The following is a 15,542-nucleotide window of genomic DNA, read 5'->3' as shown; positions in this document are numbered from 1 at the left end:
GCCGCGATTTTACCCTACCCACAGCACGACCGCCGAGGCGGCCAGGCAATACAAGCCGAACAAGTGCCAGCGTCCCTGTTCCAGCCAGCTTGACAGCCAGCGCAGCGCCAGCAGGCCGGCCAGGAAAGACAAACACATGCCCAGCAAGCTCGGTGCCAGCAAATGCAGCAACGACGCGCCATGGCCAGCCGCGCCGGCGTGGACGGCCTGGTAGAAGCGCCAGCCTTCCTTGACGATGACGGCCGGCGTCAGCACCACCGCCAGCGCAAAACTGAATTCTTCCGCACGCCGCTGCGGCACGCCGACGGCAATCGCCGTGGAAATGGTAGCCCCGGAGCGCGAAAAGCCGCGAAAGGGCAGGCACAAGCCCTGCACCGCACCGACCAGCATGGCGCGCGGCAGGGTCAATGCGCCATCGTGACGTGGCTGTAGTCGCGACGACACCATGATCAGCACGCCGGCAGCGGCCAGCGCGGCCGCCATCAGCCTGGCGTTGCCGAACAGGCGTTCGATCTCGAAGCCCGGTGTGCCAGCCATGACGACATGGGTAATCAATTTCAACAAGCCGTAGCCGACGATGCCCGTCATCACGGTCGCCGCCGCCAGCAGCAGCACATTGCTGCGCAAGGCCGCGCCCGAGCTGAAATACGTCTTGCGCCAGGAAGACCAGAAATACACGATGACGGCGAACATGGTGCCGGTATGCAGCATCACCAGCAGCATCGTCAATTCGGGCGACGTGGGGTCGAGCCCCATCAGCTTTTCCGCCATGATAACGTGGGCGGAGCTCGACACGGGCAGCAGTTCGGCAAAGCCCTGGACGATGGAGACGATCAATAGCTGCAATAAGGTCATGGAAGTGTACGCTGGGGACGGGCCTGCATTTTACTGGCGCGCCTGCTTCCACGAGCTGCGTGGACGATTACAGTTTGTCCATCTTCGGGGCAAATACCTGGCGGAAGGCTTTTAGCGCCGCCGGGTGGTAAATTGTGCCGTGGGTTTCCTGCGGCATGTTTTCGACATGCCAGTCCAGGCCAGCAGGTGCAAATTGCTGCAGTACCCTGGCCAGGCGTTGCACTTCGCTGGCAATGCCCGCCTCGCTGCTGCTGGCCAGGTACAGACTGCGCCGGGCACCGCCTGGCCTGGCCAGCAAGTTGGCCGCCTGGCCGGGCAGGGCGCTGCGGTTCCACCACAGGCTGGGATCGAACGCCAGGTAGTGGTCAAACAGCTGTGGCTCGACCAGCAAGGTTTCCACCACGAACAGCCCGGCCAGCGATTCGCCGACAATCGCCGTCTCGCCGGTGCCACGGTAGCGCTGGCGCACTTGCGGCATCAGTTCGTCGCGGATAAAGCTGCGATAGGCGCCCGAACCGCCGACCACTGGCGCGATGGCGCGGTCTTTCGGGTCTTCGGTGGGGCCGGTCAGGTCGCGCCGGCGCTCGGTGTTTTCTATGCCGACCAGCCTGAACGGGCGCATGGTGCCATTGGCCACCGACACCTGCAGCAGGCCGGCGATGTGCAGGAAATCCTCCGCAATGCCACCGTCCGGCATGTACAGCACCGGCAACGGTGCGTCCGGTGGCGTATTCCAGGCGCGCGCCGCGTACACATTGATATGGCGCGTTTCGCCCAGCACCGTCGAGGCGATGGCAAAGCTTTCGCCGATCACCAGTGGCGTTGCGGCCGATGGCGCTGCTTCAATCGCAGTCGCTGGTGGCGCTGCCATGCACAGCAACGCGCTGAACAACAGGACGGAAGGATGGAGTCGGTGCATGTGGTTCCCGAAAGATTGAATAAACGAATGGAGAATTCAGCGTTGCTTTGCTGCCGCCTGGCGCAATGCCCTCGCTTCGAGCTTGTTGGGCACATGCGGACGCTTGGCCAGCTCCGCCTTGAGGGCGTCTATCGCCGCGCCAAATGCTTGCTGCGCCAGGGTTTCGGTGGCGCCTGCGTAGTGCAACAGGTTTGACTGCGCGGCGCGCAACCGGCGCAACTGGGCCAGCAATTGGCGCGTGTGCAGCCCGGGCAGGTTCTGAGCCAGCACGCTGGCCGCCAGTGCGCCGGGCACGTGATCGGGTTCGAGCAGGCGCAGCAGGGTCAGTCGCCGGGCAGCATGCTCGTCTGGCGGAATATCGAAAATCCCGGCAATATTGCTTTTAGTGCTATTCATCTGCCGCATTGTAGCCGCAAGTAGCATCCCGGTCGAACATGCATGCAGACCTTCTATGTACGGTAACAGACGGTAGCGCTTTAATAACGCCAGTACTCTGGTGCCATGGTAATGACTCTTTCATTACACACCCTTCCGCAGCCCGCCGCATGGCGGCAAAGGAGTTTCCATGCCCTACGAAATCCTCCGCAACAGTGTCACGCTGAATCAAGCTGATGGCGCCGTCACCTTTCACCTGGCCGCGTTTGGCGCTGCCAGGAAATGCCGCGTGACCTCCACCGCGCTGCTCAGCCTGGGTGGCGGGCAGGGCGAAGCCTTGTCGGTCTTTAACGCGCATCGCCAGCGGATCGCGCAACGGGCGTTCGCCTACCTGAGCCGCGACCTGCTGGCCAGCAGCGTGGTATTGCGCGCACTCGACTTTTAGCGCGACCCATCACGGCCGATAGGGCTACATGACAACAGCGTCAGCTCCTACAGTGCAAAGATGGGAGCTTGTTAAGCTATACATATGACCCTGATTGCCTGCACTTGCAGGAGTGAACTATGTATAACTGCAAAAAGCAAGCCCATCTTTTCAGCTACCACTCCTGGCTGGAACATCATTTGCCGCCCCGAACCTGCTGGCATTCAAGCGCTGATCCCGCCGGGAAGCGCATATTTACGGCAGGCTGAAATGGCAAGCCAACTGTTACCCTTGCGTGTCATGGTCGTCGACGATAATCGCGACGCTGCCGATATGATCGCCGAATTCCTGCACATGTGCGGGCATGATGCCTTGCCCGTCTATGGCGGTGCCGAAGCGATCAAGGCTGCCGACGCCTTCCGGCCCGATGTCATGCTGCTCGACCTGGGCATGCCCGAAATCACCGGTTTTGACGTGGCATCAACCTTGCGCCGTGCACGGCGCTTCAGGCATACGCGCATTATCGCGCTGACCGCCTGGGGCGATGCGCGCACGCGAGAGCGCACCCAGGTCATCGGTTTCGACCATCACCTGGTCAAGCCGGCCAGCCTGGACGATATCCTCAGCGTGGTGTCAGCGCGCTGAGACTGTTCAGCAATTGCTGGCGCCGGCCTTGCGCCTTGCGCGCCAGAGCGGCCAGTTTTTCCGGCTTGCCCCAGATTGCCTGCAGCACATGTTCCACCTCGTACGACTCCAGGCCTTGCAACTGCTGATACAGCAGTTCCAGCAAGCCATCGTCGTCGAATGCCGGCGTAATCTTCAGTTTGATATCGTCGGTGCAGTGGCGCAGGCAGGTGACCAGAGTGGCGATCGAGGTTGCCGTTACGGCATGCTGCGCGGCAAATGCCGCCGTGAAACTGTCCTGCACGCTTTGATGCTCTTCATCGACGGCCGCCATGTACTGTTCCAGCAGTGCAAACCATTGCGTATCGGCCAGCGCCAGGCCGAAGGTGGCGTAGCTGCCCGGCATGCAATTCTTTTCATCGTCTGTATCGGCATAAAATTCGTATTGCACGATGGCCGAACGTGCATAGCGCGCCAATCGCGGATGCAACTGCGGCCAGGCCAGCGCATTGGCGAAAAAGCGGTGCGTATCGGAGCGCGCCAGCCCCTTGACGGGCAGGTAGTTGCGGCCTGTCGACTTCAGTTTGACCTGATAGCTTTTCGGAAAACCGTTTTCCAGCAGATGCGTCACGAAATCAAGCGCCTGGGCGTAGGCTTCGGCACCTTCCTGCTTGATGCGGATGGTGATCGTGGCAAACACGTCATTCGCGCTGCAGCTCACCTGGTCTGTCGCGAGGTTGACGGCGTCCTGTGCAAAGCTGCCGCTGCCCTCGGTCAGCATGCGGGCGGCGCGTGCGCTGCCCAGTTGCGTGGCCAGTTTGATAAATTGCAGTCCAGTCGGTTTGGCATAGCTGGGCTCGTGTCGCAGTACCAGCACGGCGACATACAGCAGCAGGGCGATCTGGCCATCGTCATCGCTGTCCTGCGCACCTGGTTTGATCGTGTAGTCGTTGCCACGGTATTCGTTGCGCCGTATCTCGAAATGCTGCGGCAGGAAGCAGTCTTCGGCCCAGCTGGTGCCGGCCCGGATGATATTGCCGCGATGCTCGGCCAGTTTCGCCCGGCGTCCCGGCGGCAATTGCTGCATGCGCTCGAACAAGGCGATGGTCGAGGCGGCATCAGGCTCGGGAAACAGCTGCGGGTCGAGCAGGTGCCGGCTGAGGAAAAACGATTCCAGTGGCTTGCCGGCATAGCTGCCAGCACTCAGCTTGCTGTCGATATATGCCTTGATGCGCGCCAGCAATGCTTGCCGCTTGGCCTCGTCGAGCAAGTCCAGCACCAGCCATTCGCGCTGGCCTTCGGTGGTGGGGAAGGTGGCGCGCAAGCGGAAATGGTAGTCCAGCAGGGCCGGATCGGCACTCACCAGCGCTTGCCGGAAGGCCTGCGCCAGCGCCGGCACGAGTTCATCTTCCACTTGCGCGGGCTGGAGCAAGGGTGCTTGCATTGACGGCGTTTCCTGGCCGAAACCAAGATCTACGTCCAGGCTGCTGCGGCCCGGCTGGTAGTCGAACAGCAGCTCATGGAAAATGCCAATCTGCAAGGAGGTGCGCCCCACCGTCTTGCCGGGCGCACTACGGGCCTGTTCATCGAACCATGCTTGCACGGTTTTCAATATTTCTTGCAATGCCACGTGCTGACTCATCACTGCCTTTCATCTTGTTGCCTGGAAGGCACATAATGCCTGAAACTGCCGTCACAGCCTGTTCTGTTCGGCGCGATAGCCGCGCAGGAATCGACGATTTCCCGACACATCATCAAGTAAATGCAGGTATGGCTGGACGCAGATGGCGCACACCGGTATTCTGCCCATCTGATACATATTTCTAAATAGAAATACGATTATATAAAGCACGGATAAATGCACGAGAGGTTGCCCATGAGCGCAGAAAAGGATGTTGTGTACGGTACAGAAGATTTGTTGATGAGTTTGTGCAACTCGGTAGTGCGGGTGCTGAACGTCGCAACGCAAAGCAGGGTCAATTATTCCGGCATGGTGCAGCGCATTACCAAGACCGGCCTGAAGCCCGATATCGGCTGCTTCGTCATGTTCGACGGCGGCTTCACGGGCCTGGTGGTGCTCAATTTCGCGGCTGACACGGCGATGGAAATCTATGAGCGCTATATGCTGCACATGGGCATGCCGAAGTCGGAACTGGCCTCGTTTTACACCTCCGATGAAGTGTCGAACATCATGGGCGAGCTGATGAACCAGATCGTCGGCGACTTCACGGGCAAGGTGCGGCGCGAGTTGCAAACCAATATCACGCAGAGCCAGCCAAAAATGCTGGTGCTCAACAAGCAGGTCATGCTCAGCGTCGATACGCCGCTGGACCGTCCTGAAATGCGCCGCGTGACGTTTTACACGGAAAAGAACAATATTTTCTACCTGGAACTGGCGATCGATCGCACCGAATTCATCAAGCTGCACGATTTCGATTCGCGCGAAATCGACACCGATTCGCTGATGGATTCCGAATTCGCCAACAAGGCCAGGGAAGCCGAACCCGCGCCGGCGCCGGCCCCGGCGGACGACGACAACGAAGACCTGTTGAAGTCGCTGGGCATGTAAGCCTGCCCGGTGCTGGCGGCCCGGCAATTACCTGGCCGCCATCGCCTTCGAGATTTCTATCTCACTCAGTTTCCAGCTCCACAGGCCATGGCGGCGCAAGACCAGGCCGCCGCCATCTTCCTGCCTGGCTGCCGGACGGATCACGAAGCGGTCCCAGCCGGCATACGAGGCCGTGTAGCGGGCTTTGCTGTCCGCCTTCGGTGCAGGCTGCGTTTCTGCGCCGCCCACCTCGCTTGCCTCGCTCACCCTCCCGTCACTGCTGACCACGCTCTTGTTGACCAGCGCCACCACGCCTGCAGGCGAGACCATGGCGTCGACCATCTTGTTGGTCATGCTGCTGACCAAAGCCTGGCCCATGGCGGCAAACGGATTGTCCGCTCCGGCAGTGGCCTTGATGCCGTCGGCCATGGCGCCGTTGATCTGCTGCTTGACGTTCTCGCGCAGGGCGGGAAAATCGACATGCTCGGCCAGCGCGGCGGCGTCGCGTTCGGCCAGCGCCGTTTTCATCTGGTGCAGGGTGTACCAGGGCGTGGCATATGTGACTGCGCCAAGGGCAATGAGGAAAAACGCGGCGGCAAGAATGATTTTTTTCACGGGATTTTTCAAGTGGCTTCAGTGTCAGGACCCCGCCAGTGTAGCGAGCCGCGGCACGCCTGTCATGGTCTTTTGGCCGGGAATGCCGTGTGACAGGTGCTGTATAATGGTGGAAAAGTATTCACTACCTGTTTTCACTGGATAAAGACCCGATACCACATGCTCAGTACAGCTAACATCACGATGCAGTTTGGCGCCAAGCCATTGTTTGAAAATATCTCCGTCAAGTTCGGCGACGGCAACCGCTATGGCCTGATTGGCGCCAACGGCTGCGGCAAGTCGACCTTCATGAAAATTCTCGGCGGCGACCTCGAACCGTCGGGCGGCAACGTCATGCTCGATACCAATGAGCGCCTCGGTAAATTGCGCCAGGACCAGTTCGCGTTCGAAGACATGCGCGTGCTCGACGTGGTGATGATGGGCCATACGGAAATGTGGGCCGCGATGCAGGAACGCGACGCGATCTACGCCAACCTGGAAGCGACCGACGAAGATTACATGAAGGCGGCCGAGCTGGAAGGCAAGGTATCGGAATACGACGGCTATACGGCCGAATCGCGCGCCGGTGAACTGCTGCTGGGCGCCGGCGTCGCCATCGACCTGCATCAGGGTCCGATGAGCAATGTGTCGCCAGGCTGGAAGCTGCGCGTGCTGCTGGCGCAGGCGCTGTTCTCGAACCCGGACATCCTGCTGCTTGACGAGCCGACCAATAACCTCGATATCAACACGATCCGCTGGCTGGAAGACGTGCTCAACGAGCGCAACTCCACCATGATCATCATTTCCCACGATCGCCACTTCCTGAACCAGGTGTGTACCCACGTGGCCGACATGGATTACGGCACCCTGAAGATCTATCCGGGCAACTACGACGAATACATGTTCGCCTCGACCCAGGCGCGCAACCAGCAGCTGGCCAATAACGCGAAAGCAAAAGACAAGGTGGCCGAGCTGCAGGAATTCGTGCGCCGCTTCGCCGCCAACAAATCGAAAGCCCGCCAGGCTACCTCGCGCGCCAAGCAGATCGAAAAGATCAAGGTCGACGACATCAAGCCATCGTCGCGTGCCTACCCGTTCGTGCGTTTCGACGGCGAGAAGAAGCTGCACCGCCTGGCGGTGGAAGTCGAGAATATCTCGAAAGCCTTCGATCGCCAGTTGTTCAAGAATTTCTCCATCATGGTCGAGGCGGGCGAGCGCATCGCTATTATCGGCGCCAACGGTGCCGGCAAGACCACCATGCTGCGCTGTATCGCGGGCGACCTGGCCGGTTTGCAGCCAGACCAGGGCCGCGTGAAGTGGGCCGAAAACGCCAACGTCGGCTACATGCCGCAAGACCCGACCGAAGACTTTGCCAAGGACACCAACCTGACCGACTGGATCGGCCAGTGGACCAAAGAAGGCGATGACGACCAGGCCGTGCGCTCCATCCTGGGCCGCTTGCTGTTCGGTGGCGACGACGTGAAAAAAGCCGTCAAGGTGCTCTCCGGTGGTGAAAAAGGCCGCATGATGTACGGCAAGCTGATGCTGGGCCGCCACAATGTGCTGCTGCTTGACGAGCCGACCAACCACATGGACATGGAATCGATCGAGTCGCTCAATATCGCGCTGGAAAAATACGCCGGCACGCTGATTTTTGTGTCGCACGACCGCGAATTCGTGTCCTCGCTGGCGAACCGCATCATCGAGATCAAGGAAGACGGGATTGTCGACTACAGCGGGAATTACGAAGATTACCTGAAGAGCCAAGGCATCGACTGATTCGATGGCATGCCGGCTGGCGCACGCAGCGCCGCCGGCATGCCTGTTTTCACCCAGCTACCCTACGCCATGCAAACTCCAGCCATCAAATCCGTCGAGTACGAACATCCCCAAGACGGCGCCAGCTGTACCGCCCACGCCTGGGCGCGTACGCCAGCCACGCCATCCCCGTCTGAAAAAACCGAACTGATTAGCCGCATCAAGCGCTTGCTGGTCGAGCGCGAAGCCGTACTGGTCGCGCACTACTATGTCGACGCCGACCTGCAGGACCTGGCCGAAGCGACCGGCGGCTGCGTTTCCGACTCGCTGGAAATGGCGCGCTTCGGGCGCGACCATCCGGCCAGGACCCTGGTGGTGGCCGGCGTGCGCTTCATGGGCGAGACAGCGAAGATACTCAGCCCTGAAAAAACCGTGCTGATGCCGGACCTGGACGCCACATGTTCGCTCGACCTCGGTTGTCCGGTCGATGAATTCACGGCCTTTTGCGACCAGCATCCCGACCGCACGGTGGTGGTGTATGCCAACACCAGCGCGGCCGTGAAAGCGCGCGCCGACTGGATGGTGACGTCCTCGATCGGCCTCGACATCGTCGCTCACCTGCATGCGCAGGGCAAGAAAATCCTGTGGGCGCCCGACAAGCACCTGGGTTCTTATATCCAGAAAGAAACCGGTGCCGACATGTTGCTGTGGCAGGGTAGCTGCCTGGTGCATGATGAATTCAAGGGCATCGAACTGGACCTGCTCAAGGAAGAGTATCCGCAGGCCAAGGTGCTGGTGCACCCGGAGTCGCCGGCGAACGTAGTGGCGCTGGCCGACATGGTGGGTTCGACCTCGCAGATGATTGCCGCTGCGCAGACGATGGATACCGACACCTTTATCGTTGCCACCGACAACGGCATTTTGCACAAGATGCGTGCGGCCGCGCCGGGCAAGCGCTTTATCGAAGCGCCCACGGCCGGCAACAGCGCCACCTGCAAGAGCTGCGCACACTGCCCGTGGATGGCGATGAACGGCTTGCGCAACCTGGCCGAGACGCTGGAAAACATGCACAATGAAATCCATGTCGATCCGAACGTGGGCCAGCTGGCCGTGCGCTCGATCAGCCGCATGCTCGACTTTGCCGCCGCCAAAAAAGCTGGCGTGCAGCCGGGCGCCGACCTGGCCAAGGAAGCTCAACTGTTTCAAGGAATTGGTCCCGCATGAGTACTCTTGTCAACGTTTTTGCCCCGTTCGACGCCGCCCTGGCGCGCGCTTTTGAAGCCAATTTGCTGGCGGCCTTGCTGGAAGACGTGGGCCAGTGCGACCTGACGGGCGAACTGGTGCCGCCCGACGACATCGTCACGGCCCGCGTGATCGTGCGCGAAGCGGCCGTGCTGTGCGGCGCGCCATGGTTCGAAGGCGTGATGCAGAGCGTGGAGCGCAGCATCCGCATCGACTGGCATTACGCCGAAGGCGACCTGATGGCCGCTGACAGCGTGGTGTGCACCATCGAGGCACCGGCGCGCGCCTTGCTGACGGCCGAACGCAGCGCGCTGAACTTCATGCAACTGCTGTCGGCGGTGGCCACGGCCACGCGCCGCTATGTGGACGTGATCGCCGGCACCAGGGCGGCCATTCTGGACACGCGCAAGACCTTGCCCGGCCTGCGCCTGGCGCAAAAATACGCAGTGCGCGTGGGGGGCGGGCAGAACCAGCGACTGGCACTGTACGATGGCATCCTGATCAAGGAAAACCATATTGCGGCGGCCGGCGGCATACGCCAGGCGCTGGACAATGCGCGTACCCTGGACGCCGGCGTGCCGGTGCAGATCGAAGTGGAAACCCTGGCCCAGCTGCACGAAGCGTTGGCCGCCGGCGCCGTATCGGTGCTGCTCGATAATTTCAGCAATGAGATGATGCGCGAGGCGGTGGCCGTCACCAACGGGCGCGCCTTGCTTGAAGCATCGGGTGGCATCAACTTTGACACGGTGCGCGCGATCGCCGAGACCGGCGTGGACCGCATTTCAATCGGCAGCCTGACCAAAGACATCAAGGCCACCGATTATTCCTTGCGTATTGTAGGCTGATGAGCCTCACGGGCCGCCTGCTGGGGTTGGCCTTTTTCCTGCAGATATGGGCTTTGCCCGTGCAAGCGCAGGCCCGTGAGTTGCTGGCCGTCGGTGCCCAGTTCGAGCGCGTGTTCGACTATCAGCCCAACGGCGAGTTCGTGGGCATGGGAGCCGAGCTGGTGCGCACGCTGGCCTCGCGCACCGGCCATACCGTGCGCTTTCGCATGGTGCCCTGGGCGCGCGCCCAGGCGATGCTGGCACAGGGCCAGGCCGATATACTGATCGGCCCGTACAAGTCATCCGAGCGCTTGGCCAGCATGGCGTTTTCCGACAAACCATTTTTTCAGGACCAGATCGTATTTTATACGCGTCAGGATTCCCGCTTCAGCTGGGACGGCAATTATGCCAGCCTGAAGAACCGCCGGCTGGTGCTGCTCAATGGCTGGGTCTACGGTGCGGAGATGGAACGGCTACGTTCCGGCCTGCAGGTAAGTGTCGCCAATACGGTGGAGAATGGTTTGCGCATGCTGGTGCATGGCCATGTCGATGTCTTCGTCAGCAGCCGGCGCGATACCGAACCGGTGCTGGTCCGACTCGGGCTGGAGCGGCAGGTGAAGGTCTTGCCCCAGGTGCTGGAAGTGCAGAATGCTTATCTTGCTTTTCCCCGCACGCCTGAATCGGATCGCCTGCGCGTGCAGTTCGACCAGGAATTGAAAAGCCTGGTCGATGGCGGGGAAATCAAACGGCTGGGCAAACGGTACAAATTGACAGTGCCATAAGCCCACGCGCGCTTACAGCTGTTTCGCCTCGAACGTATTGCACTGCGAAATCTGACCCGACTCTATGCCCTTGGTAAACCAGCGCACGCGCTGTGCGGAAGTGCCGTGGGTGAACGAGTCCGGCACCACATGGCCTTGTGCCTGGCGCTGCAGCGCGTCATCGCCGATCGCGGTGGCCGCTTTCAGGGCCGCTTCCACATCACCCTGTTCCAGTATCTTGCGCTCAGCATTGGCGTGATACGCCCATACGCCGGCAAAGCAGTCGGCCTGCAGTTCCAGGCGCACCGACATGGCGTTGGCCTGTCGTTCGGTGGCGGTACGGCGCGCATTGTCGACCTTTTCGGACAAACCCAGCAGATTTTGCACGTGGTGGCCGACCTCGTGCGCGATCACGTAGGCCTGGGCAAATTCGCCCGATACCTTGAAGCGCTGCTGCATCAGGTTGAAAAAGTCCAGGTCCAGGTAGACCTTCTGGTCGCCGGGGCAATAGAAGGGGCCGGTGGCGCTTTCGCCCGTGCCGCAAGCGGTCGGCGTGCTGCCGGCAAACAGCACCAGCTTCGGCTTCACGTAGCTGCCGCCTTCGGCCTTGAACAGCGTGGTCCAGGTGTCTTCCGTATCGGCCAGCACGGTCTTTACGAAGCGCGCCATCTCGTCATCGGCAGGTGGCTGCTGGGCCGGTGACTGGGGCTGGGTGCTGACCTGGCTGCCACCGCCACCGCCACTGAGCAGGTTGAGAATGGTCATGGGATTGACGCCCAGTACCCAGCCGCCGACCAGCGCGATGACGATGGTGCCGATGCCGATCGTGCGCCCGCCGAAACCAAAGCCGCCACCACCGCCACCGCCGCCTTCGCCACGGCGATCCTCAACATTGTCGCTTTCGCGGTTGCCTTCCCATTTCATGATATTTGCTCCTGTTACCCTGGTATTTGTTGATGCCGCGCAAGATGCGCCGGCACGTTTGGTGATTGAAGTTGACATTATCCCAGCAAATCCTGGCCGGCAGTGTTCCGCTCAAGCGAGAGCTTTCTGCAGATACGGCGCCGTGCGGCTGTGCTTTGCTTTTGCGACCTCGCCCGGCGGCCCGCTGGCCACCACCAGGCCGCCGGCATCCCCGGCACCTGGCCCGATATCGATGACCCAGTCGCTGGCCGCCAGCACCCGCATATCGTGTTCGACGGCAATCACGGTATTGCCGGCGGCCACCAGGGTATCGAGCTGGGCCACCAGGCGATCGATGTCCGCCAGGTGCAGGCCGGTGGTCGGCTCGTCGAGGATATACAAGGTGTCGCCGCGGCTGCTGCGCTGCAGTTCGGTCGCCAGTTTCACCCGCTGCGCTTCGCCGCCCGACAATTCCGTGGCCGACTGGCCCAGCCGCAAATAGCCCAGACCCACCTCGGCCAGTACCGACAGGGGGCGCTCCAGAGCCGCCTCGCCTTCGAAAAACACCAGTGCATCGTCGACTGTCAGCCGCAGCACCTGGGCGATATTCTTGCCCCGGTACTCCACCTTCAAGGTATCGGCGTTATAGCGTTCACCATGGCAGACGGGGCAGGGCGCATACACGCTGGGCAGGAACAGCAGCTCGACCATCACTTGCCCTTCGCCCTCGCAAGTGGCGCAGCGGCCCTTGCTGACGTTGAAGGAAAAACGGCCGGCATCGAAATGTCGTTTTTTGGCTGCCGGCGTGGCCGCAAACAGCTTGCGCACATGGTCGAACAGCCCGGTATAGGTGGACAGGTTGGAGCGCGGCGTGCGGCCGATCGGTTTCTGGTCGACAGTGACAAGGCGGCGCAGGTGCTCCAGACCTCCTGTAATGCGCCCGCCGACAGGCAACACGGCCGGCGCCAGCGGCGAGTCGTCATCAGTCTCAGGCAGGAGCACCTGGCCCAGCTGGCCGGACACCAGTTCCACCAGCGCCTGGCTGACCAGGGTGGACTTGCCCGAGCCGGATACGCCCGACACGCTGCACAGCACGCCGAGCGGAAACTGCGCGGCCAGGCCATGCAGATTGTTGCGCGTCACGCCTTCCACCGTCAGCCAGCCCGATGGTGCGCGCGAGCTGCGGGGTGCTGCCTTGTCCTGCTCAAACAGATAGCGCCGCGTCTGCGACTGTTCGACCTTGCGCAAGCCTTCCGGCGGCCCGCTGTAGAGGATCTGGCCACCATGCTCGCCCGCCTGCGGCCCGACATCGACCAGCCAGTCGGCCTGCCTGATCACATCCAGGTCATGCTCGACGACGAACAGGGAATTGCCCGAGGTCTTCAGGCGCGCCAGCGCACGCAACAGCGCTTCGGTGTCGGCCGGATGCAGGCCGGCCGACGGTTCATCGAGCACATACACCACGCCAAACAGGTTCGAACGCACCTGCGTGGCCAGGCGCAATCGCTGCAATTCGCCGGGCGACAAGGTGGGCGTGCCACGGTCCAGGCTCAAGTAACCCAGGCCCAAGTCCAGCAGCACCTCCAGGCGTCCCGCCAGGTCCTGGGCGATGCGCTGGGTGACAATGGCTTTTTCGGGATGAGCGCGGCTGTCGCGCACCTTGGCCTTGCCAGTGACATACGGCGCGAACAGGGCCGCCAGTTTTGCCAGGCTCAAACGCGACATCTCGGCGATATCGAGGCCGGCAAAGCGCACCGACAGCGATTCCCGGCGCAGGCGCTTGCCTTCGCACAGCGGACAGTCGGCGCCCAGCATGTACTGCGCCACGCGCTTTTTCATCTGCGCGCTGGGGCTGGTGGCAAAGGTTTGCAGCACGTATTTGCGCGCTCCCGTAAACGTGCCCATGTAGCTGGGCGGCAGCTTGGCCTTCAGCGCCGCCCGGGTTTCTTTCGGCGTCAAACCCGCATACACGGGCACCACCGGCTGCTCATCGGTAAACAGAATCCAGTCGCGTACCTTTTTCGGCAGGTCGCGCCAGGGGGTATCGACTTCCATACCCAGTGTGGTCAGGATGTCGCGCAGGTTCTGTCCATGCCAGGCGGTGGGCCAGGCGGCGATTGCGCGTTCGCGGATGGTGAGCGTGTCGTCCGGCACCAGCGACCGTTCGGTCACTTCATACACGCGCCCCAGTCCATGGCATTCGGGGCAGGCGCCTTCGGCCGTATTCGGTGAAAACGACTCCGCATACAGCAGCGCCTGGTCTTTCGGATAGTCGCCGGCGCGTGAATACAGCATGCGCAACAGGTTTGAAACGGTGGTGACGCTGCCGACCGACGAGCGCGTGGTCGGTGCGCCGCGCTGCTGCTGCAGGGCCACGGCCGGCGGCAGGCCATCAATGCTGTCGACTTCCGGCACCGCCATCTGGTGGAACAGCCGGCGCGCATATGGCGAGACCGACTCCAGGTAGCGCCGCTGGGCTTCGGCGTACAGGGTGCCGAAAGCCAGCGAGGACTTGCCGGAACCGGACACGCCGGTAAAGACCACCAGCGCATCGCGCGGTATATCGACGTCGACATTCTTGAGATTATGCTCGCGCGCGCCGCGCACGCTGACATGGCCGGGCAGGGGAGGGGCGGTGGTGGATCGTGACATGGAGATTGCCCTGTTTATGCTGGATCGACAGTCTGGCAGCACGGAACAGGCTTGTCCGTACTCCCGCGCACACTATAACCAGCGTGACCGAGGAAGGGGCTGCCGAGCAGGAACTGGTGGCCACTTATGAGGTGGTCGATGGCCGCATTGTACGGGCCTGGTTCAGTTTTGCATAAGCGGTTGGCATAAAAAAAGCGCTCCGAAGAGCGCTTTTTTTTCACCAGGTCCGGATTACTGAACCTTGGCTTTTTTCATCAGTTCATCGCGGTAAGCGGCGAGTTTTTTCTGTTGAATCGACTCGGCAACCTGGCCTTTGACTTCTTCCAGCGACGGCAGTTTGGTCGGGCGGGTTTCTTCGAGCTTGATCACGTGGAAGCCGAATTGCGATTGCACCGGCGTTTGCGTGACCTGGCCTGGTTTCAGGGCCACCAGGGCGTCGGCGAACGGCTTGACGTAGGAGTTCGGGCTGGCCCAGTCCAGGTCGCCGCCATTGGCTGCGGAACCGTCTTTCGAGACCTTGGCCAGTTCTTCGAACTTGGCGCCGCCCTTGAGCTTGGCGATAATGTCTTTCGCTTCGGCTTCGGTGGCTACCAGGATGTGGCGTGCATGGTATTCCTTGTCGCCGGCTTGCGCCTTGAACTTGTCGTACTCGGCCTTGATTTCAGCGTCCTTGACGGGGTTTTTCTTGATGTAGTCGGCCAGCAGGGCATTGATGATGATGCTCTGGCGCGCGTTGTCGAGCTGGGCCTTGACTTCAGGACGAGTGCCATAGCCTTGCTTGTCAGCTTCCTGGATCAGCACTTCGCGGCCGATCAGGTCTTTCTTGATGGCTTCGCGCAGTTGCGGCGAATCCGCTTGCTTGCCCTGGGCGACGACTTGCTTGACGACCTGGTCGACGCGCGATGCCGGAATGGCCTTGCCATTGACGGTGGCGACGTTTTGCGCGAAAGCTGGTGCGGCGGCTACGGCAACCAAAGCAAGAATCAGGCGGGCTGGCTTTAAAATCATGTTTATTCCTATAAAAATACAATAACGATAGTTTATTCAAACGCAGAATACACGA

The 15,542-nt window shown here is 61.3% G+C and carries 15 protein-coding genes; 7 read left to right on the top strand and 8 right to left on the bottom strand.

Annotated elements, in window-relative coordinates:
- Window positions 1-9: 9 nt before the first annotated feature.
- The 3 genes from ACQ4WM_RS15020 to ACQ4WM_RS15010 all read right to left on the bottom strand — a co-directional run bounded on the left by ACQ4WM_RS15020 (window position 10) and on the right by ACQ4WM_RS15010 (window position 2,170).
- Window positions 10-855, bottom strand: a complete 846-nt coding sequence (locus tag ACQ4WM_RS15020; protein WP_436547478.1) for an undecaprenyl-diphosphate phosphatase — start codon at window positions 853-855, stop codon at window positions 10-12.
- Between the two features lie 67 nt (window positions 856-922).
- Window positions 923-1,774 carry an alpha/beta hydrolase gene (locus ACQ4WM_RS15015; RefSeq protein WP_436547477.1) on the bottom strand — a complete coding sequence of 284 codons (852 nt, stop codon included), beginning with the start codon at window positions 1,772-1,774 and terminating at the stop codon, window positions 923-925.
- A 36-nt stretch (window positions 1,775-1,810) separates the two neighbouring features.
- Complete coding sequence (locus ACQ4WM_RS15010) at window positions 1,811-2,170, bottom strand: hypothetical protein (RefSeq protein WP_436547476.1); 360 nt, start codon at window positions 2,168-2,170, stop codon at window positions 1,811-1,813.
- 169 nt (window positions 2,171-2,339) lie between these two features.
- On the opposite strand from ACQ4WM_RS15010, the gene ACQ4WM_RS15005 reads away from it, so the two are divergent.
- Both ACQ4WM_RS15005 and ACQ4WM_RS15000 read left to right on the top strand, forming a co-directional pair.
- On the top strand, window positions 2,340-2,594 hold the full coding sequence (locus ACQ4WM_RS15005; protein ID WP_436547475.1) for a DUF1488 family protein: 255 nt from the start codon (window positions 2,340-2,342) through the stop codon (window positions 2,592-2,594).
- 249 nt (window positions 2,595-2,843) lie between these two features.
- Window positions 2,844-3,218 carry a response regulator gene (locus tag ACQ4WM_RS15000; RefSeq protein ID WP_436547474.1) on the top strand — a complete coding sequence of 125 codons (375 nt, stop codon included), beginning with the start codon at window positions 2,844-2,846 and terminating at the stop codon, window positions 3,216-3,218.
- Here the strand turns inward: ACQ4WM_RS15000 and ACQ4WM_RS14995 are convergent.
- Complete coding sequence (locus ACQ4WM_RS14995; RefSeq protein ID WP_436547473.1) at window positions 3,196-4,827, bottom strand: DUF6138 family protein; 1,632 nt, start codon at window positions 4,825-4,827, stop codon at window positions 3,196-3,198. The genes ACQ4WM_RS15000 and ACQ4WM_RS14995 overlap by 23 nt on opposite strands.
- A 246-nt stretch (window positions 4,828-5,073) precedes the next feature.
- Here ACQ4WM_RS14995 and ACQ4WM_RS14990 point away from each other — a divergent pair, with 246 nt between their 5' ends.
- Window positions 5,074-5,766, top strand: coding sequence for a DUF3334 family protein (locus tag ACQ4WM_RS14990; protein WP_436547472.1), 693 nt, complete (start codon window positions 5,074-5,076; stop codon window positions 5,764-5,766).
- Window positions 5,767-5,793: 27 nt separating this feature from the next.
- On the opposite strand, the gene ACQ4WM_RS14985 is transcribed toward ACQ4WM_RS14990, so the two are convergent.
- The gene (locus ACQ4WM_RS14985) at window positions 5,794-6,360 is read right to left on the bottom strand and encodes a DUF2939 domain-containing protein (RefSeq protein WP_436547471.1); all 567 of its coding nucleotides are present in this window, start codon (window positions 6,358-6,360) and stop codon (window positions 5,794-5,796) included.
- A 159-nt stretch (window positions 6,361-6,519) separates the two neighbouring features.
- Here ACQ4WM_RS14985 and ACQ4WM_RS14980 point away from each other — a divergent pair, with 159 nt between their 5' ends.
- The 4 genes from ACQ4WM_RS14980 to ACQ4WM_RS14965 all read left to right on the top strand — a co-directional run bounded on the left by ACQ4WM_RS14980 (window position 6,520) and on the right by ACQ4WM_RS14965 (window position 10,945).
- Window positions 6,520-8,118, top strand: coding sequence for an ABC-F family ATPase (locus ACQ4WM_RS14980; RefSeq protein WP_065308515.1), 1,599 nt, complete (start codon window positions 6,520-6,522; stop codon window positions 8,116-8,118).
- A gap of 69 nt (window positions 8,119-8,187) precedes the next feature.
- On the top strand, window positions 8,188-9,321 hold the full coding sequence (nadA, locus tag ACQ4WM_RS14975) for a quinolinate synthase NadA (protein WP_436547470.1): 1,134 nt from the start codon (window positions 8,188-8,190) through the stop codon (window positions 9,319-9,321).
- The gene (gene nadC / locus ACQ4WM_RS14970) at window positions 9,318-10,184 is read left to right on the top strand and encodes a carboxylating nicotinate-nucleotide diphosphorylase (RefSeq protein WP_436547469.1); all 867 of its coding nucleotides are present in this window, start codon (window positions 9,318-9,320) and stop codon (window positions 10,182-10,184) included. The genes nadA and nadC overlap by 4 nt, the downstream gene beginning before the upstream one ends.
- Complete coding sequence (locus ACQ4WM_RS14965) at window positions 10,184-10,945, top strand: substrate-binding periplasmic protein (protein ID WP_436547468.1); 762 nt, start codon at window positions 10,184-10,186, stop codon at window positions 10,943-10,945. The genes nadC and ACQ4WM_RS14965 overlap by 1 nt, the downstream gene beginning before the upstream one ends.
- Before the next feature lie 12 nt (window positions 10,946-10,957).
- Here ACQ4WM_RS14965 and ypfJ read toward each other — a convergent pair whose 3' ends face one another.
- The 3 genes from ypfJ to ACQ4WM_RS14950 all read right to left on the bottom strand — a co-directional run bounded on the left by ypfJ (window position 10,958) and on the right by ACQ4WM_RS14950 (window position 15,487).
- Window positions 10,958-11,848: a KPN_02809 family neutral zinc metallopeptidase gene (gene ypfJ / locus ACQ4WM_RS14960; RefSeq protein ID WP_436547467.1), complete on the bottom strand. Its 891-nt coding sequence runs from the start codon at window positions 11,846-11,848 to the stop codon at window positions 10,958-10,960.
- Window positions 11,849-11,959: 111 nt separating this feature from the next.
- Window positions 11,960-14,479, bottom strand: a complete 2,520-nt coding sequence (locus ACQ4WM_RS14955) for an excinuclease ABC subunit UvrA (protein ID WP_436547466.1) — start codon at window positions 14,477-14,479, stop codon at window positions 11,960-11,962.
- 231 nt (window positions 14,480-14,710) lie between these two features.
- Entirely contained in the window at window positions 14,711-15,487 is a 777-nt protein-coding gene (locus tag ACQ4WM_RS14950) for a peptidylprolyl isomerase (protein WP_436547465.1), read from the bottom strand.
- Between the last annotated feature and the right edge of the window lie 55 nt (window positions 15,488-15,542).

It is taken from the genome of Janthinobacterium longum (assembly GCF_051380735.1).
Classification (GTDB): domain Bacteria; phylum Pseudomonadota; class Gammaproteobacteria; order Burkholderiales; family Burkholderiaceae_D; genus Janthinobacterium.
This window is presented reverse-complemented; position numbering and strand designations above follow the sequence as displayed.